At 50.7% G+C, this 17,946-nt stretch carries 17 protein-coding genes and 1 riboswitch; of the genes, 12 read left to right on the top strand and 5 right to left on the bottom strand.

The genetic code is table 11. From position 1 onward, the window contains the following. Nucleotides 1-28: 28 nt before the first annotated feature. From EDC32_RS07895 to EDC32_RS07860, 8 genes are all read left to right on the top strand, one after another. The gene (locus tag EDC32_RS07895; protein WP_132221244.1) at nucleotides 29-901 is read left to right on the top strand and encodes a hypothetical protein; all 873 of its coding nucleotides are present in this window, start codon (nucleotides 29-31) and stop codon (nucleotides 899-901) included. Nucleotides 902-1,221: 320 nt separating this feature from the next. Further along, nucleotides 1,222-1,686 (top strand): signal peptidase I, encoded by a 465-nt coding sequence (lepB, locus tag EDC32_RS07890; RefSeq protein WP_132221242.1) that lies wholly within the window; start codon nucleotides 1,222-1,224, stop codon nucleotides 1,684-1,686. A gap of 138 nt (nucleotides 1,687-1,824) precedes the next feature. Then, entirely contained in the window at nucleotides 1,825-3,954 is a 2,130-nt protein-coding gene (locus tag EDC32_RS07885; protein WP_246026893.1) for a HelD family protein, read from the top strand. 69 nt (nucleotides 3,955-4,023) lie between these two features. After that, on the top strand, nucleotides 4,024-6,054 hold the full coding sequence (locus tag EDC32_RS07880; RefSeq protein WP_132221240.1) for a hypothetical protein: 2,031 nt from the start codon (nucleotides 4,024-4,026) through the stop codon (nucleotides 6,052-6,054). Nucleotides 6,055-6,189: 135 nt separating this feature from the next. Beyond that, nucleotides 6,190-6,972: an SGNH/GDSL hydrolase family protein gene (locus EDC32_RS07875; RefSeq protein ID WP_158283285.1), complete on the top strand. Its 783-nt coding sequence runs from the start codon at nucleotides 6,190-6,192 to the stop codon at nucleotides 6,970-6,972. A 218-nt stretch (nucleotides 6,973-7,190) separates the two neighbouring features. Next, nucleotides 7,191-7,817: a tetratricopeptide repeat protein gene (locus EDC32_RS07870; RefSeq protein WP_022737112.1), complete on the top strand. Its 627-nt coding sequence runs from the start codon at nucleotides 7,191-7,193 to the stop codon at nucleotides 7,815-7,817. A gap of 158 nt (nucleotides 7,818-7,975) precedes the next feature. Beyond that, a complete protein-coding gene (locus EDC32_RS07865) occupies nucleotides 7,976-8,722 on the top strand; it encodes a thioesterase II family protein (RefSeq protein ID WP_035952075.1) in 747 nt (248 codons plus the stop codon). Between the two features lie 131 nt (nucleotides 8,723-8,853). Further along, nucleotides 8,854-10,632: an SEL1-like repeat protein gene (locus tag EDC32_RS07860; RefSeq protein WP_211341908.1), complete on the top strand. Its 1,779-nt coding sequence runs from the start codon at nucleotides 8,854-8,856 to the stop codon at nucleotides 10,630-10,632. Between the two features lie 74 nt (nucleotides 10,633-10,706). On the opposite strand, the gene EDC32_RS07855 is transcribed toward EDC32_RS07860, so the two are convergent. Next, complete coding sequence (locus tag EDC32_RS07855; RefSeq protein WP_132221234.1) at nucleotides 10,707-11,183, bottom strand: DinB family protein; 477 nt, start codon at nucleotides 11,181-11,183, stop codon at nucleotides 10,707-10,709. A 63-nt stretch (nucleotides 11,184-11,246) separates the two neighbouring features. On the opposite strand from EDC32_RS07855, the gene EDC32_RS07850 reads away from it, so the two are divergent. Continuing rightward, nucleotides 11,247-11,435 carry a hypothetical protein gene (locus EDC32_RS07850; RefSeq protein ID WP_132221232.1) on the top strand — a complete coding sequence of 63 codons (189 nt, stop codon included), beginning with the start codon at nucleotides 11,247-11,249 and terminating at the stop codon, nucleotides 11,433-11,435. Here the strand turns inward: EDC32_RS07850 and EDC32_RS07845 are convergent. The 4 genes from EDC32_RS07845 to EDC32_RS16725 all read right to left on the bottom strand — a co-directional run bounded on the left by EDC32_RS07845 (nucleotide 11,432) and on the right by EDC32_RS16725 (nucleotide 15,356). Next, entirely contained in the window at nucleotides 11,432-13,276 is a 1,845-nt protein-coding gene (locus EDC32_RS07845) for a PTS fructose transporter subunit IIABC (RefSeq protein WP_132221230.1), read from the bottom strand. The two genes, EDC32_RS07850 and EDC32_RS07845, sit on opposite strands and share 4 nt — an antisense overlap. Nucleotides 13,277-13,287: 11 nt before the next feature. Continuing rightward, on the bottom strand, nucleotides 13,288-14,202 hold the full coding sequence (gene pfkB / locus EDC32_RS07840) for a 1-phosphofructokinase (RefSeq protein WP_132221228.1): 915 nt from the start codon (nucleotides 14,200-14,202) through the stop codon (nucleotides 13,288-13,290). Continuing rightward, nucleotides 14,199-14,942: a DeoR/GlpR family DNA-binding transcription regulator gene (locus tag EDC32_RS07835; protein WP_132221226.1), complete on the bottom strand. Its 744-nt coding sequence runs from the start codon at nucleotides 14,940-14,942 to the stop codon at nucleotides 14,199-14,201. Before EDC32_RS07835 ends, pfkB begins: the two co-directional genes overlap by 4 nt. Nucleotides 14,943-15,221: 279 nt before the next feature. Beyond that, the gene (locus tag EDC32_RS16725) at nucleotides 15,222-15,356 is read right to left on the bottom strand and encodes a hypothetical protein (protein ID WP_281275218.1); all 135 of its coding nucleotides are present in this window, start codon (nucleotides 15,354-15,356) and stop codon (nucleotides 15,222-15,224) included. Between the two features lie 135 nt (nucleotides 15,357-15,491). Between EDC32_RS16725 and EDC32_RS07830 the strand changes: the two genes are divergently transcribed. The 3 genes from EDC32_RS07830 to EDC32_RS07820 all read left to right on the top strand — a co-directional run bounded on the left by EDC32_RS07830 (nucleotide 15,492) and on the right by EDC32_RS07820 (nucleotide 17,706). After that, nucleotides 15,492-15,731 carry a hypothetical protein gene (locus EDC32_RS07830; RefSeq protein ID WP_132221224.1) on the top strand — a complete coding sequence of 80 codons (240 nt, stop codon included), beginning with the start codon at nucleotides 15,492-15,494 and terminating at the stop codon, nucleotides 15,729-15,731. A gap of 17 nt (nucleotides 15,732-15,748) precedes the next feature. Continuing rightward, on the top strand, nucleotides 15,749-16,087 hold the full coding sequence (locus tag EDC32_RS07825; RefSeq protein WP_132221222.1) for a DUF2085 domain-containing protein: 339 nt from the start codon (nucleotides 15,749-15,751) through the stop codon (nucleotides 16,085-16,087). Nucleotides 16,088-16,380: 293 nt separating this feature from the next. Continuing rightward, nucleotides 16,381-17,706 (top strand): tetratricopeptide repeat protein, encoded by a 1,326-nt coding sequence (locus tag EDC32_RS07820; RefSeq protein ID WP_132221220.1) that lies wholly within the window; start codon nucleotides 16,381-16,383, stop codon nucleotides 17,704-17,706. A gap of 54 nt (nucleotides 17,707-17,760) precedes the next feature. Beyond that, nucleotides 17,761-17,870, top strand: a riboswitch (SAM riboswitch). Nucleotides 17,871-17,946: the final 76 nt, after the last annotated feature.

Genomic DNA, 17,946 nt, shown 5'->3' with positions numbered 1-17,946 from the left:
GGAAACCTACTGGCGCCGGAGGAGATCAATGTACCGGGCATGTTTTTTTATGGAAGTGGCTGGCGCGTGTAGCTGGTCTTCGTATACAATGGACTTCGACTTTAACAGAAACGGAGCGGATGACGTGTCCAATCATTACCGTAGCATTGGGTTTCACATTGCCACAGACGACGATATAGAAGCATTGGTTGACCAGCACATTTTGCAGGGGGCTGGGCGGGAAGTGAAGACACCGGACAGCCACTATGTGGAATATCTGTTGCCCGGCGGGGAGCAATTAACGTTACCTTTCGATGAGCAAGGGCGTATCATCGATCTCCATCCCCATTATCGGGGACAGGGGCGGATGACTGCCCGGCTGGAAAAAGTGCTGACTCACGATCAGTTGCCGTTGGAGCTCTCTTACTTCGCTTGGGCCAATCCCAAAGCCGGTCTGGTGGGGGAGGAGGCGCGGGGCGATTATCCTTTCTTGTTCGAGGTGCCGGAGTATGGGACGATGCGTCACTTGCAATCGTTGCCGCAGACGGTCTCTGTGCAGATCGCCGCATTTGCTTATGAATTGAGTTGCTATGCAGATGAAGCGGAGTATCAAGCAGCGAATGATCCAGATATGCCGATGGCGGTGGAATCATTTATCCCGACTGGATTGTTTGCCGATCCGGATGGAGGCGGTGAACCCCGCGCAGAAGCGATGCTGTCGGGCCGCGTGCTGGCCTGTGAGCGGAAAACCAACGCGTATTCCGGCCAAGATTATTGGGCGTTGTTGGTCAAGACGCCGGGTGGAACGATCGATGTGGTGTCCGCGCCGCAAACTGTCGAGGGGCACCCGCAGGTCGGCGGCATTTGCAAGGGCGTTTTTTGGTTGAGTGGACAGCTTGTCAGTGATTGGCGCAACAGGTAAAAACCTGATGGCGTAAAATGCCCGGAAGCAATATCCTCGTTGATATCCTCCCGGGCTTTTATCTCTCCGTATACACGGCTTAAGCCGTGCGTTTTCTCTTGGTCCAGTCCCTAGAAAACTTCTCATGGTATTGTGAAAGATGATAGCGGATAGATGAAGTGTGCATAAAGATAAGAAATAATTATTTTAAAAATAATGATACTTACTATTATACCTAAATAAATGTTAGATTATTTTTAACCGTTGTTATATTATGATGAAAAGAAAGTGTCGTTGCCAACGCCATCACACCCATGTAGAAACAAAGGAAGGGATCCCATTTGTCCGATTCACACAAAACACTCCACCTTTTGTTGTATGCCATGATCGGTTTAGCCGGCCTGGCGCTTGGCTTGCGGTTGTTTTTCGGAATTTACCAGGTGCATGGTGTCGGAATGGAACCCACACTGAAGAATAAAGAGCTTTGTCTGGTGGCGAACTATCCGCTGTCCCTGGAACAAGGGGATCTGGTCGTATTTCGTTCAAATTCGGGCAAACCGCTGGTTAGGCGGGTGATCGGCCTGCCCAAACAAAAAGTTGAGATCAAAGACAGCAAGGTCTATATCAACGGGCAATTGGTGCGCGAGCCTTATGTGGCCCGAGCCAAGGGTATTATTGATACCGCGCCTGTTCAAATTCCCGAAGACGAGTATTATCTCTTAAGTGACGACCGGCTGGACACGCTTGACAGTCGCCGGCTGGGAACCATCCACAAGGATCAGTTGTTAGGCAAGATCATCTATTGATTTTTAACTTTTGTTCTTTTATGCTATATTTCCGATAATGTCTTTCGAGGCACAAAATTGAAAACGGATACATCTGTAGCATAAGCACCTGGCGCAGAGCGGGTGCTTTTCACTGTCTCATAGCAAAAGTGAAGGGGTGTGACAGAGTTGAACGAGGCTTACGCACAGGAAGAAGCCCGATTGCAAGTGATGCTGAAAAAAATCGAAAAGCAGTTGGTCGAGTTGGAGGGGATTCCGCGTTACCGAGGCAAGGACTTGGTGGAACAGGCGCTCGACCATCAACGGCAAAATCGGTTAAAACAATTGCGTATTGCCCGAAATGAGCCTTATTTTGGAAGACTGGATTTTGCAGAAGACGGAAAAGAGGAGCCGACACCGCTCTATATCGGCAAATTCGGTGTGCAGGATGACAAAGAGAACGCGCCGCTGGTGATTGACTGGCGGGCTCCTGTCGCCAGCTTATTTTATTCATTTACAGGAGAGACGGACCGTGCTGAGTACACCTCCCCTGACGGAGTCATTGAGGGGACGGTGTATTTGAAGCGGAATATCGCGATTCGCAAGCAACAGATTCAGCGGGTGGTTGACAGTTATGTGCGGGGTGAAAAGTCATCGGGGATGGTGGATGAGTTTTTGCTTTACCGCTTGGGTGAAAAGAAAGATAACCGCTTAAGGGATATCGTGTCCACGATCCAGCATGAACAAGACCAAATTATCCGCGCCGAACGCAACCTCCCGCTCGTAATCCAAGGGGTACCGGGGAGTGGTAAAACCACAGTCGCTTTGCACCGCTTGGCTTATTTGCTGTACCAGTATCAAGAACAGCTACGGGCGGAACGGTTTGTCATCTTTGCTCCCAACCGCATGTTTGTCGATTATATCTCAGACGTGTTGCCGGAATTGGGCGTGGGCGATGTGCAGCAATTCACCTTTGCCGACTGGGCCTATGATTTTTTTGACGACGAGTTGCCGCCGCCTGAGGAAAAGGAATGGGCGGATGAATTCATGATGGGGGGCAACGTCGATCAAGCGGAGTTGGCCTGGTTCCGATATAAAGGAAGCCTTGCGTTTTATGATCGGGTGGCAGCGTCTTTGACGGAGTTGGAAGCGACGTTTGTGCCGGATAAGCCGTTTTCGCCTTGGGAAGGCAAAGTATTGTCAGCGGAGGAGATCCGGCGTTGGTTTGCGGAAGAGTATCGGCATTATCCACTTCTGAAGCGGAAAGAACGCGTATTTGCGAGAATGAAGCGCTGGTTGGAGATGGAGTTGAAAGAAATACGTGATATCGATCCGCGGGGGAAGATTCGCAAACAAGCCAACCAGCGATTGCGCACCTATATGAAGGCATGGCCCCAACCCACTCCTTGGTCATGGTATCAGCACTTAATCAGCACGAAGTCATCCGTATTTGAAGTTGCGCCACCAGCGGCGTTTGTCCAAAAGGTGAAACGAAAGCAGGTCGGTGTTACCGATTTGGCTCCATTGCTGCACATCCATGTTGCGTTACACGGGATTTCCAACGAAAAAACGTTTGATCATGTGGTGATCGATGAAGCGCAAGATGTATCTCCTTATCAGTTGGCAGTGTTGCAACGGTTTTGCCAAAGCAACTCTTTCACCATATTGGGTGATCTGTTACAAAACATCCATGTCCATAAAGGGATTACCGAGTGGCGCGAATTGATGGACTTGTTTGCAAAAGGCACGTGCCGGTATGTGCAGTTGAACAAGAGCTATCGTTCAACCATGGAAATCATTCAGTTTGCCAATGAGATTGTCCGGGATTATGCCAAAGGAGTGGCTGTGGCTACGCCTGTTTATCGAAGTGGGGACCCGGTGCGGATGTTGTCCGTGTCGGCGACGGAACGGAGTGTGTTGTTGGCTCAGGAAGTGCAGGCTTTGATCGAGCGAGGGGTTGGCACCGTGGCCGTGGTGACGCGGACAGAAGCGGAGAGTGAGAGAGTAGCGGCCGAGTTGCGCGAACAAGGGGTGGAAGTGCATCTGATCACTTCCACGCAGGCAGAATATCACGGGGGCATTTCGGTGATCCCGATTTATTTAACCAAGGGAATGGAGTTTGACGCCGTCATTTTGGTGGAAGTGGATGAGGGGCGCTATCCTGTAGATGAGCTTCATGCTAAACTGTTGTTCGTAGGTTGTACCCGGGCTTTGCATCATTTGGTGATAATGTCTTCTGAGCGCCCTTCTCCGCTGTTGGAAAAAGCGGCGCGGCATGGGCTGGGTGAATCGGGCGGTGAGGAAGTGTAACGTGAGCGTGGATGCTTGTTCGTCGCCCGATAAAACGCCAAAAAACAAAAGAGAATATGGGTGACAACAATGAAGCTGAACGAATGTTTGAAACAACTGTATGACGAATTGGAAGAGTTGTCGATCACTTACGCCCCCCACCGAAAGGTTCAGGAAGAACATGAAATCCTCTTTGCTGATGAGTTTCCCATCCCGACAAATGGATTGATGTTAACCCATTGGGGAACGGATGCCGGCTCAACGACCGAATTCGTGCGGGAACTCCCTTCGTTGGAATTACGGCGCCATTTACCGGCCAAACAGTTGCAATTTTTCTTTGCCGATCTCTCCCCCGACGCCTGTTTGGCCTTTGTCTTGTTTTATTGTCGCCATCAGGGAGTGAGTGCGCAAGAGTTTCCGCTGGAGTGGTTGGATTACAGTATCCGTTGGGAAATGGGCGATGTGAAAACCACAGGGAAACCATTTGAATCTTGGGGTTGCTTACACAGTGCCTTGGCTTACGCTTCCTATGTGACGGAAGAGCAGATGCATGCGACTGGGGAGATGGCGGTGCGGATCGATCCGGAGCATGTGCAACGCGGGTTGCTTTCCTGCTTGTATTTGGTCATTCTTTTGCTTTTGGAAGAGGTGGCACCATATGAAGTGCCTGAGCTGGATCACATCGAAGAATACAATGCGGCGATCACCCATTTGCGCCTGGAGTATCAAAAATATTTGCAAGGCTTGAAAAATGCGACGGTGACGCAGTTAGAGCTTCCAGTGATCCATGCGAACCGAACCGTGCTGGTTGACGCTTTTATCACCAGGGAGAACACGAACATCGGCTTGTTGAAATCCTTTCTGATTCATGATGAAGAACGGACTTGGCTCCAGTCGGGTTTCCAGTTTATCGCTATCTACCGTCCTGATCTGAAAGGGACGGGTCGGGACATGGTGATCCAAGTTGATCCCACGATGAATCTACATCTACAGGATTTGTGGCGAAAATTGGAGGAGATGGAGGATGAACGTTGGGGCGGCGAGCGTCCCTGTGACCAACCGCTGGTTCCGGAGCGATCCCCGGCCAATCGCCCATGGATGGCTTCCAATGAAAATATGACCGCGTTATTTGCACCGCGGCAGTTGGATGATGGTACCATGGGCTCCAAGTTGGAATGGGCCGAGGTGGTCGGAGCGATCTGGGAGTTGTACAACCCCGCTAACTCCATCAAGGTGAACCCTTATCTGGCCGATGGTTCCATCGGGGCTGCGTGCAATATTTATGAGTGCGAACCCATTTATCACAACGGAAAAGTATTTATCGCCGCCAAGTGGAATTCATTGGGGAAACAACAAGTGTTTGTCAGTTCGCCGACGATGCAGCGATATTTGGCGGTTTGCGCTTCGGGCACATACCAGAACCGGGTGCCACCCATCCATCCTTTGCCGCCAAAGCATTCATTTGATTTTATTGAATTGCCGTGCGGCTATGCGCTGATTCATCCTGGCGGCATCTTAATCTTGGACGATTGGAACAGCGAACCGCTTGATTTTGCGCTTTATGCGGGAGAAGTGAAAAAACTGGTCGAAAGGGTGAACACATTCCAACGCATCCGCGAAGAATGTGCGGAGGTGATGGAGTCGGTGGAAGAACTGTTGCAGCAAAATCAAACCCTGTCCGGGAAGAAGTTGATGGAGCTGAATCGGTGGATTACCGTCAAGAAGGTAGAGATTCGTAACAAGATATTGGCGACGATGCCATCTTCCGTAGATTATTACCTCGACCAGTTCCGTGAGACTGTGAAGAAGAGATGGGGATTGGGCACGCAGCTAAATGAGTTGTACAACACGGTGTCCGAATTGGAGAACATCATCAAAAGCCACAGCGAATTGCGCGTCGGTCGGCTAATTAACTTAATTACGATTTTCGGGTTTCCCATGGCGTTGTTTAGCGGTTTGTTTGAAATTGTGTTCGAAGATTTGCCCAGTCCCAAATGGTGGGGAATTCATTGGGTTGGGTTAGGATTGTTCGTCATTTTGTCCGCAGTGAGTGTCTTGGCTTTGAATCGATATGTACGAAAAGGAGCCAAACAGGAGAAACAATGGATGATGCGGCAGTGAACGGCTTGCCGGCTGCAGGGTGCGTACATGCACTTGCGGCCGGCCGGGAGGTGAAAGGGGTGTTGCTGATGATTATTCAGAATAATATGATAACATAAGTATAAAACCATGCTCGATATAAATGAGGTGACTGTTGTGAACAAAGGCCGCCTGTTGTTACTGGTGTTGATGACAACGCTTGTCTCCCTCCTGTCGACTGCTTCTCCAACTTTTGCTGCTACCACCTGGCGCTACACTGCTTTGGGTGACTCGCTTGGCACCGGTTTTGGTTCTTGGTATGGGTATGTATATCGCTACCGGGATTATATCGCAGCTGATACGGGAAATGATGTTTTGTTGACCAATCAGAGTGTAAATGGCTGGACGAGCGCTGATTTGGCAAAGGCGTTACAAACGGATGCAGATTTGCGCCATGCGGTTGCCAGCGCCCAAGTGATTACTTGGAATATCGGCGGCAATGATCTGCTTGGTGCGCGCAACAGCTATATCAGAGGGACGTGCGGGGGCGTTGACCAAGAGGATTGTCTGCGCCAAGCCGTTGCTCATTTCAAGCGGAATTGGGACCAGATCGTCGACAGTATCCAACGCTTGCGCGCTGGGCAACCAACCTTGTACCGGACGATGGATGTGTACAATCCCTTTGTCGATGAAGACAAACATGCCGCTGGTGCAGACCGAAGCAAAAGCCGGTTTGAAATATTGAAGCCTTATCTCGATGAGATCAACCGCCATATTCACGAGCGGCAAACCAAGGGGTATGCCGTAGCTAAGGTTTACGATGCCTTTAATGGCCCGAATCATGATCAAGACCCGGGTGCCAAAGGATTACTTTTTTGGGATGGTGTTCACCCCAATGACCAGGGGCAACGGCTGATTGCTGAGGCATTTCGCCAATTGGGTTATGCGTCACTTCGCTGACGTTGATCGCAAGAGAAAGTGTTTCCGGTAAGCGGCTTGTAGCGCGTGCCCGGAAACATTTTTTCGTGTTACTTATTTCAAAAAGGGGAGGTTTAGCGTTAAATCGTTCCTATTTTGACTTGTATTTTACAAAATTAAGATTTTTAATCAGTGCAGGTTTAGTATAATAGAATCGTTGAAAGGTATTTATTCATTTTTTTATAGGGGGAGATGGGGCAGTGAGTCAATTTGAACATGAAAATCAAGAGACAGAAGCACAAGGAAATGGGCAAGTGCTTGACTTTCATGAAGAGAAAGAACGCCTGCGCCAGGATGAAGGCATTAAATGGATGATTAAAGCCGCCGAAGCGGGGGATGTATGGTCCATGGCGGAGTTGGCATACCTGCTTTTGACAGGCAACAAGGTGCGGCAAAACCTGGTTGAAGGTGAAAAGTGGTTGCGCAGAGCAGCTGAGGCCAATGACAAGTGGGCGATGATGGAGCTTGGATACCGGTTGATCGTGGGAGAAGGATTGGCTCAGGATGCAGTCGAAGGGGAGAAGTGGCTGCGACTGTCGGCTGAAGCCAATTATCCGGTGGCCATGCGCATCTTGGGTTACCGCTTGTTGGAAGGTGACGGTTTGGAACAAGACTTGGAAGAAGGGGAAGTCTGGATTCGCAGAGCAGCTGAGGCAGGTGAGGCGATTGCAATGCGGATTCTGGGTTACCGTCTGCTCAATGGTATCACCTTCCCGCAAAACATCGAAGAAGGAGAGCTTTGGTTGCAAAAAGCGGCTGAAGCGGGTGAAGTGGTGGCCATGCGTGAGTGGGGCAATTACTTGATCAACGGTGTCTCCAAAAAGTAACCGTACCCATCATGCCCTGCAAGAAGAACGGTCTGATATAGCAAGGGAGTGGGGGCGTAGGTCGCCACTCCTCCGGATTCGCAGCCAGTCGATGCCAAAGCCCTTCATGGGGCGAGCAAGATTTGAAATCGCGTCTACATAGATTGGAGAGTGTCGGGATGACTACCAAAACAAATCAGGTGTTGATGTACCGCAAGCCGAATCCGCAAGCGGAGCTGCGTCTGTTTTGCTTTCCATACGCAGGGGGCAGTGCCTCGATTTTCACCCAATGGCAAGCTCGGTTTTCCAATCGGATCGAGGTGTGTCCGGTTCAGTTGCCGGGCCGCGAAAATCGTCTATTGGAAGAGCCGGTGTCCTCGATTGAGCGACTGGTGCCGCAACTGGCTGATGAATTGGAGCCCTATCTGGATCAACCTTTCCTTATTTTTGGACATAGCATGGGAGCGTTGATCGGGTTTGAGCTGGCGCGGGAATTGCGCAGGCGGAACCGTCCGTTGCCGCAGAAGTTAATTGTTTCTGCCAAACAGGCGCCGCACATCCCCCGGAGCAAACCTCTCGGATATGACTTTTCCGACGAGGAATTGATCAATCAGTTGCGCGAATTGAATGGTACTCCGGAAGAGGTATTAGCGAACCGGGAGTTGATGGAATTGATCCTTCCCATCATTCGAGCCGATTTTGCGTTGGTGGACCGCTACGTTTACCGTGAAGAGGAGCCGTTGGCCTGCCCCATTTTGGCGTTTGGCGGAATCGAGGACCCTGATGTGAAACAGGAGGAGTTGGCGGCTTGGCAACAGATGACAGCGGGTGGGTTTGTTATGCAGCAGTTTGCAGGGGGTCACTTTTATTTGTTTCAAGAAAATACGGACGCTTTGGAACAGATTGTGGCGGCAGTGGAGAAGTAGCCGTGCGCTGTGGCCAGACCCGGCATTCGCCCGTCATGGGAATGCCGGGTTATTCGTTTTATACGAACTGATGAATTATTTATGATGTAAGGATTTACTTCATGCATGATCTATCCAATAAGGAGAGTTTGATGGTGAGCAACCATGGATTGTTTTCTTTTTTAGCAGATGTATCCGTCGATTTGGTGAGGTTAGGTGAACAGTTAGAACGAAATCTTTTTGATGATCCCCACGCATCGTTGGCTAAAGCGAGGGTGTTCGGCGAAGAATTGGCCAAGCTGATCGCCGCCAAGGAAGGGCGAGCCAAGCTGGTATCCGCCACCCAATACGAAAGGTTGAAAGCGTTGGCGCAACAAGGGGCGATCACCGAAGTGATGCGGAGCCACTTTGATTTTGTGCGGACAGAAGGGAACAAGGCCGTTCACAATCCGAAATACGAGAGCATTGAACAAGCCTTGCGCGCACACCGCATCTTATATGAATTAAGTGTATGGTTTATGAAACAGTACGTAAACCCGTCATTCATGCATGAGGGGTATGTTCATCCTCGCCCGACAAGTCCGGAAAACATTAGTCTGGATCGGATTGAAGAGATCTTGGAAAAGGCGCTGGAGAAGAAATTGAAACAGGTCATGTCTACTGATCCCGGAGCGACCGGCACCATGGAACAGGAGTCGGCGATAGCAGCGCAAACAAACCTGATAGAGAATAATGACAAAGTCTCAGAAGGAATGAAATGGCTGGCCAAGGCGGCAGAGGCAGGGGATGTATGGTCGATGGCGGAGATGGCCTATCGGCATTTGACGGGCAAGCAAGTGAAGCAAGATGTGGTCGAAGGGGAAAAATGGCTCAGAAAAGCGTCGCATGCAGGTGACAGATGGTCGATGATGGAATTGGGCTATCGCTTGATAGTCGGGGAAGGGTTACGTCAGGATGCGGTGGAAGGAGAGAAGTGGTTGCGCCGGTCGGCAGAAGCGGAATATCCAGATGCGATGCGCATCTTGGGTTACCGTTTGCTGGAAGGAGACGGTCTTAAGCGAAACGAGGTAGAGGGAAAACGGTGGATTCAGCGGGCGGCGGAGAAAGAAGAGCCGATTGCTATGCGCATTTTAGGCTACCGCTTGTTGCACGGCGTTGGGTATGAGCGGGATCAGGAGCAGGGTGAGTACTGGCTCCGCAAAGCCGTAGAAGCGGGTGAAGTGGTTGCGATGAGGGAGTGGGGCATGGCATTGATCGAAGGAACGGTCCTGCGCCAGGATGTGATTTCCGGGGAACGGTGGCTAGCCAAGGCAGCAGAGGCAGGGGATGAGTTGGCGATGGCTCATCTGGCTTATAAGAAACTGACTGGTAAACAACTGCAGCAAGATATGATCGGGGGGGAAAAATGGCTCAGGAAAGCGTCGCAAGCGGGTGAAAAATGGTCGATGATGGAGTTGGGTCGCCGTCTGCTGGCGGGAGATGGATTGATCCAGAATGCGCACGAAGGGGAGATGTGGTTACGCCGGTCGGCAGAAGCGGAATATCCGGTGGCCATGCGGATTCTAGGTCATCGTTTAATGGAAGGGGACGGCTTGCAGCAAAATGTGGCCGAGGGCAAAGCGTGGTTGCGGTGGGCGGCGGAGAAAGAAGAGCCGATCGCCATGCGCGTCTTGGGTTACCGCTTGTTATACGGTATCGGATATGTTCCAGACCTGGTGGAGGGGCAATATTGGCTCCGCAAAGCGGCGGAAGCGGGTGAGGTGATCGCGATGCGGGAATATGGCTGTGCACTGATCGAAGGAAAGGTCATGGCGCAAGATATTGCCGCGGGAGAAAGATGGTTGACCAAAGCGGCGGAGGCAGGGGATGCCAAAGCCGGACAATGGTTGAAAAAGAAAAAAGGTGGCCTTTGGAATCTGTTCAGATTATGAGAAAAAGCCGAGTCATGGAAGGGAATCCACGACTCGGCTGAACAGCGATGGCAGTTGCCAACGGCGCGTCGCCCTTAATCCAATTGTAATTTGACAAACAGTGGCAGCGTTTCCACCCCGACGATCCGCGCATAAGTGTACAGTTGCCCTTTGTGGTGGATCTCATGATCCCGCATCATTTGCAAGAGCACTTCACCCGAAAACGGACGACCAAATGGTTTGGTCACGTCCACCATCGCGGCAAACTTTTCATCCGGCAGGCTGGACAAGGATTGGCGGTTTTTGTCGGTCAGTGCTTGCGCCAACTCCCGCAACTCGGCGACGGTGTTCACAGCTTTTTCCGGCTCAGCAGGGGATACAAAATGTCCTGCGATAACCGAATTGACAAACATGTCAGCGGATTGCAGTATGTGCAAGACCAATTCTTTCAGGGACATGCCTTTTTCCCAAGGGCGATAATCCAAATGCTCGTCTTGCAAATGCTCCAACAACTCCAAGAGGACCAGGCGGTGACGCAACCAACTGTTGACAAAACCGTTTGCTTTGCTCATCAAGATTCACCTTCCAAATTAGAAGTTGCTTACAAAAGTATATTATAGCTGAAAATGGGGAGGATGAGATCAGTTTTTGCAAAAAAAGCCATCTGTTGTCCGTTTGCCGCCAGGGCGTGTTTGGCAAATCAAGTTTGTGGGGAAGAAGCGGCGAAAAAACCTTTTCTCGATGAGCGCCTCGCCACGCGTGAAGCGAATAAGAAAATGGTTTTGGAGCCGCTAGCCTATTTATCAGACACACCTTGGTGTTAATCCTGCCTTGGCTGTTTCCAAATGCCTAGTGCGATGGCAGTAACGAGAGAACCCACCACAATGGCCGCCGCGTAATGGAACGGCTTGTTGACGAGGGGGATGACGAACAATCCACCGTGAGGCGCGGGCAGTGTGATCCCTAGCCACAAGGATAATCCGCCAGCGACAGCCGCTCCGACAATGCAGCTTGCCAAAACACGCAAGGGGTCAGCGGCCGCGAAGGGAATCGCTCCTTCCGTGATAAATGAGGCTCCCAGGAGATAATTGGTCAAACCCGCTTTCCGCTCAGAGTCACTAAATTTGCGCTTGAAGAATGTGGTGGCTAACGCGATGCCCAATGGTGGAACCATTCCGCCAGCCATCACCGCAGCATGTGGGCCGAAGTTGCTCGCTTCCATGCAGGCGAGGCCGAATGTGAAAGCCGCTTTGTTGATGGGACCTCCCATATCCGCGGCCATCATGCCACCCAAGATCACACCCAACAGGACAGCGTTGGTGCCGGAGAGGCCACTAAGCCAAGCGGAAAGCGCCTTGTTTAGCGCGCCTACCGGGCCGTTGACAACGGTGATCATCAGGATGCCGGTGAACAGGATGCCCAACACGGGATACAAGAGGACCGGTTTGATCCCGTCGAGCTGTTCAGGTATGAAGGCCAATACTTTTTTCAGGCCGACCACGATGTATCCGGCTAAAAAACCGGCGATCAACCCGCCCAAAAAACCGGCTTGCGCAGAGGCTGCCAAGAAACCGCCAACAACCCCGGGAGCGAAGCCAGGACGGTCAGCGATGCTCATCGCAATAAAGCCAGCCAAAATGGGCACGAGGAAATGGAACGCTCCTTCACTGCCGATTTTCATCAACATTTCGGCGACAGGCCCTTTGGCCTCAATGCCACCCCAGGCGAAGGCCAAGGCGATCAGCACACCGCCCCCCACCACAAACGGCAACATGTTGCTCACACCATTCATCAAGTGCTTGTAGAAACCAGCACCTCCCCGAGAGGATTCCGTGCTGCCTGAGGTGTTGTCCGCAACATAGAGAGGGGCCTCCTGCCGGAGAGCGGCTGTAAGGAGCCGTTCCGGCTGATGGATGGCTTCGGCGACACGCACTTGAATGACGGGCTTTCCATGAAAACGGCTCATCTCAACCTGTTTGTCGGCGGCTACGATAATGGCGGTCGCTTGAGCAATATCTTCTGGTGTGAGTTTGTTTTTCACACCGGTTGACCCATTGGTTTCCACTTTGATGGTAAGGCCCATTTCCCGCGCTTTTGCGTTGAGCGCGTCAGCGGCCATATATGTGTGGGCAATGCCCGTGGGGCAGGCGGTCACCGCCAATATGAGCTGTTCGGTGGTGTCGGTGGATGCCGTTTCTTCCGGCTCGTTTTCCAATTCTTTGTCTTGGATGAGCGCTACCAACTCTTCCGCCGTGTGGGCTTGTTCCAACTGTTGGCGGAAGGTGCTGTCCATCAGAAGAACGGACAGGCGCGACAAGGTTTCAAGATGGGCTTCATCTGCCCCCTCACCAGCGGCGATCATAAAGAATAAATGGGCTGGTTGGCCGTCAAGCGCTTCATAATCGATGCCTTGAACGCTTTTGCCGAAGCAGATAGACGGTGTTTTGACGGCATCCGTTTTGGCGTGGGGAATGGCGATGCCGTCGCCGATGCCCGTCGATCCCGACGCTTCCCGCTTGAGAATCGCTTCTTTAAATTTGTTGCGGTCTGCGAGCCGTCCCGCTTCATCTAATTTGGCGACCAGTTCATCGATGACTGCCTCTTTGGTGGTCGCTTGGAGTTCCATGATGATGGTGTCCGGTTTTAATAGGTCTGTAATCTTCATGAGGCCCCTCCTTACAGTTTGGTTAGCTCGACTTGTGGATAAACGGCTTCGATCGTGTCTAGGTTGGCCAAGTCCGCTGAAAAAGCGGTAGCGCCGCCAGTCGCAATACCATAGCGGAATGCGTCCGGCACTGAACCATGTTGCGACAGATGGCCGATGAAGCCAGCGACCAAGGAATCACCCGCGCCCACAGAGTTGACTACGGTGCCGCGTGGCACGTTAGATCGGTAGATCCCTTCGGCGGTGAACAACAGAGCGCCCTTGTCGGCCATCGATACAATGACATGCTTGATTCCTTGGGCTAACAGCTTTTCGCCATAAGGGATCGTTTCGTCGAGCGAGGTGAAGGTCGTGTTAAATAATTCACCCAGCTCGTGGTGATTTGGTTTGATCAGAAAGGGATGGTGGCGAACCGCCCGTGCGAGTGCTTCACCGCTCGTATCGACTACCACCTTGATGCCGCGTTTGCCATAGGTGACCAACAGTGTTTGATACAGGTCAGGAGGGAGCGAAGGAGGAATGGTGCCAGCGAGCACCAGCATGTCCCCGGGCTGGAGGCGTTCCAGCTTTTGCAGAAATTGCTGTAGGCGATCAGGGGGGATGGAAGGGCCTGCGCCATTGATTTCTGTTTCCCCGCTCTGCTCCTTTAGTTTGATGTTGATGCGTGTATCCCCGTCGATATGGACAAAATCATGCGCCACTCCCTCACTCGTCAATGCTTCGGTGAGATAGGTGCCGGTGAACCCGCCGACAAAGCCGAGGGCGGTGGTTTCCACCCCTATCCGCGCTAAAATGCGGGAGACATTGATTCCTTTGCCGCCTGGGTATTTCTGTTCCTGGTCCATGCGATTCAATTCGCCTCGGCGCAAGGTTTGAACATGGACGGTAAAGTCGATTGATGGATTGAGTGTTACTGTATAAATCATGTGTCCACCTCAATAATGTCGGTCTGATTTAAATAGGATTGCCGCTGTTCTTCCGGGAGCTTGTCGGTGATGATGCGCATCTCATGGATGTCAGCGACTTTAGCGAAGGCCACTTCATGGAACTTCTGGCCGTCCGCCAGCACATATGCCTGGCTGGCCAAGCGCGCCGCCGTTTTTTTAATCATGGCTTCTTCGGGATCGGGTGTGGTGTATCCCAGCTCCAAATCAATGCCATTGGTGCCTAAAAAACACTTGTCAAAACGATAGAGGCGCAAGGACTCCAAGGCCATGCTCCCAATCATCGCGCGGGTGGACAATTTGATCATTCCCCCCAGCAAGTAGGCGCGGATTTGCCGTTCAGCCAGTGCTTCCAATTGCGCGAAGCCGTTGGTGACAACGGTCAGATTTTTGGCTTGCAGGTGGGGCACCATTTCCAATGTGGTGCTGCCCGCATCGAGATAGATGCAATCACCGGGCTCAACCAAGGAAGCGGCGGCTGCAGCGATGCGCTGTTTGATTTGAAGGTTTTTGGTTGATTTTTCAGCAATGGTTGGTTCGGCTCCCTTGGTTTGTAGCAAGGCGGCTCCGCCGTGAATCCGCTTGAGGAGACGGCGCCGTTCCAACTCGATCAAATCGCGGCGGATGGTGGATTCTGACGAATCTGTCGCTAGGACAAGCTCTTGCAGCTTGACAGCACCCTTTTGTTTCAGCAGATCCAAGATCACTTGGTGTCGTTGAATTGTAAGCGTTTTCGTTCACCTCGCTTCCTTCTTATCATAGCGGATGTCGTTTGCTTAATCAATCAATTTCTTTCATTTTCTATCTTTTTCATTCAAAACAAATGGGATAAATCTACATAAAATGCAAACTTTTACAAATAATTTGTAACCAAATTAGTAAAATCAAAAGAGGAAATATCATGACGGTAAACAAAATCATATTGACAAACAGATTGCCTTCTGTTGATTATGAATTGAGGTAACAGGGATAGTGAGAAAGCGCCAATCCCAAGCGTTGATTCACACTTGTTGGTGCAACAGCATTCCTTTCACTGTGTGGCCGATAATGGTCAAGACGAAGGGATGGGAACGCGTTGACAAATGAGGTGAGTCCCGCACAAGGGAGATGAACAGCTTCATCTCCAGAATTTCCATTGATTGCAACATGATTGCCGAAAAGCTTGTTTCCGGATGTTTTGTTTACTGTTGGCGGGCGCAGTTGGCTCGATTTGACTTGCGTCGCCGATCACCACGGCAAGCGAACACATTGGTAAGAAAGGGGCTAGCTGATTGTTCTTCGTGAGTCTGGCATTGATTCTGTTGTTGGCGGTTGCCGGGGGAATCTTGTTGGCGCAGGGGCTGATCTTGGAAGGGAGTGCCTGTTTGGTTACGAGTGGCGTCCTTTTTTTGCTGTGGTTCATCTATTACAGGCGGCGCCGGAAGAAGTGTGACGACTTTGATTGCGGATGCGATGTGATTGACTGTGACTGCGTGGATTGCAAGTGCGTGGACTGCAATTGTTCGGACTAAAGCGAGGGGAGAAGCGAATGGAACACTGGCTTGATTGGTTGAAGTTCGTGCCCTGCCACCGCAAGCCAGAACGGTGTTTTCATATGGGGGGACAACCCTTACCCGTCTGTGCGCGCTGCCTGGGCATCATGATGGGCTATTTGTTTATTCCGATTCTGCTGTTGATTCCGCTTGTGCCGCCTTGGCCATTCGGGTTGTTGGCACAGATGCCGATGCTGATCGACGGGGGGACACAATGGCTGGGTTGGCGCCAGAGCAACAATTTGCTCCGCGTGGCGACGGGCCTGCTCAGCGGCTGGGGTCTTTCTGTCATCGTGGTGGATGGTGCACTAAAGTTGGTCCAATTAATTAAATAAAACAAAAATCATAAATTTGGCATAAAGATTCATTTTATGGAGAAGATAGAGGTAATGAGAAAATATTTCTTGTCCCGAAAGAGTTGAGGAAACGGTTTCTTTTTGTGTTTTTTTCAGATTATTTATCGTTTTATGTGATATTGCGGGGGCTTTCGAGGGCAAGGAATAAAAAATTAAGTAGTTGGAAAAAATTACACTCCTTTATATGGAAAAATTTATATGTTTATTCCTTTATAAAATGAAATAGATGGAGTAATATAGAAATAACAAGAATTCGGAAAGGATAGGTCGCGATGAACATTTTGGAAATGAGTGAAGTGGGCAAATACATTCGTAAAGTGAGAAAGGAAAGGGGATTGCGGCTGGAAGATCTCTCTGACCAGCATATCTCCACGGCCACGATCAGTAATATCGAGCGTGGCGTACCTCATGTGAACAAAGACAAAGTGTTGTATCTCATGAACAAGCTGGGTTTGGATCTGAGTGAAGTGCCCGACATGATTGAAAAGGACACTGGGAGCATCGAAAGCTTGCAAGTGAGATTCACCGCGATTGAAACCATGATCCAACTTGGCAACTACCAGCGTGCTTTAGCTCTGTTGTCCGATTTATCCGATGAGGTTACCTCTCAACACCAAGCAACGATTCACTACCTCAAAGGGCGCATTCACTTTATCAAGCGAGATTGGCGCAAAGCAGAAAGGGAACTGAGCGAAGCCATCCGTCTCGCTTATCAGGACCCCTACTCCCCCAAAGTCAACTTGGAGGCGGCCAGTTACTTGTGTCTGTCGGAATGCCGTATGCAACACAAGGACTGGGAGCAAGCGCTGAAATATGTTGAGCGAGGGCTGGACGCTTTAACTGATGAAGAAGAAATTTTCGAACAAATGCATGTAAAGCTTTTGCTCGCTCGTATTGAAAATCTGCAAAAGCTGGATCGGGCCGATGAGGCATTGCGCGGTGTTGACGAGGTATGGGCTCTGTTGCCGCAGATTCGCTCACGCCAGTTGATCCTCCAGACGTATGCGCTTCGGGCAGAACTCCTGCGTAAGATGAAGCTTTACCAAGATGCGATCCGCTATGCTCGCGAAGGAAGCCAAATCGCCGTGGGCAGCAAGGAGTATGGGGGAATGTTCCGGTTGTGGTCGGTGCTGGCACACTCCTATCAAGACGCGGGCCAATTGGCTGATGCAGAGGTTGCATTTGAGTTTGTACTGGAGCTGGGAGAGCATGTGAACGATAAAGAAGATTTGGTGCAGGCGAGCTGTTCGTTGGGACAGGTTTATCTCATGCAAGGGAAAATGGAACAAGCGCGAGATATACTGAAGCAGGCTTTGGATATGGCCGAACGCATTCACCATGGTTTGTTGACCAGCACGGCACTGATCTTGTTGGGGCAAGCGATGAAAAATATGAACCATTATCTGGATGCTATTGAATATTTCCAAAGCGCTGGCAAGATTGCGGACAAAAATAAGTTAAAAGACCGCGTCTACCTGTGTTATTATGAACTGGCAGATTGTTATGAAAAAATTGGTGAAGAAGCGAAATTTCAGGAAGCGACCCAACTGATGTATCAAACGCAGAAAGAGCTCAACAAAAACAAACTGTATTTGTGAATTTGATTGACACGGTTTTGCGAAATAGCTATATTATTGAGATATAAAAATAATCTCTTATCCAGAGTGGCGGAGGGACTGGCCCAATGAAGCCCGGCAACCTGTTGGATATTCCAATGTGGTGCTAATTCCTGTCAGAGAGTGTTCTCTCTGAAAGATGAGAGTGATAAGCGAGCGGCAAACACCTTTCATCTTTCGGAGATGAATGGTGTTTTTTTTATTTTGAGGAGAGGGTGGAGC

Source organism: Laceyella sacchari, from assembly GCF_004343255.1.
In the GTDB taxonomy this organism is placed as follows: domain Bacteria; phylum Bacillota; class Bacilli; order Thermoactinomycetales; family Thermoactinomycetaceae; genus Laceyella; species Laceyella sacchari.
Note: the sequence above shows the minus strand (reverse complement) of the source record. Positions and strands in the feature narration are given on the sequence as shown.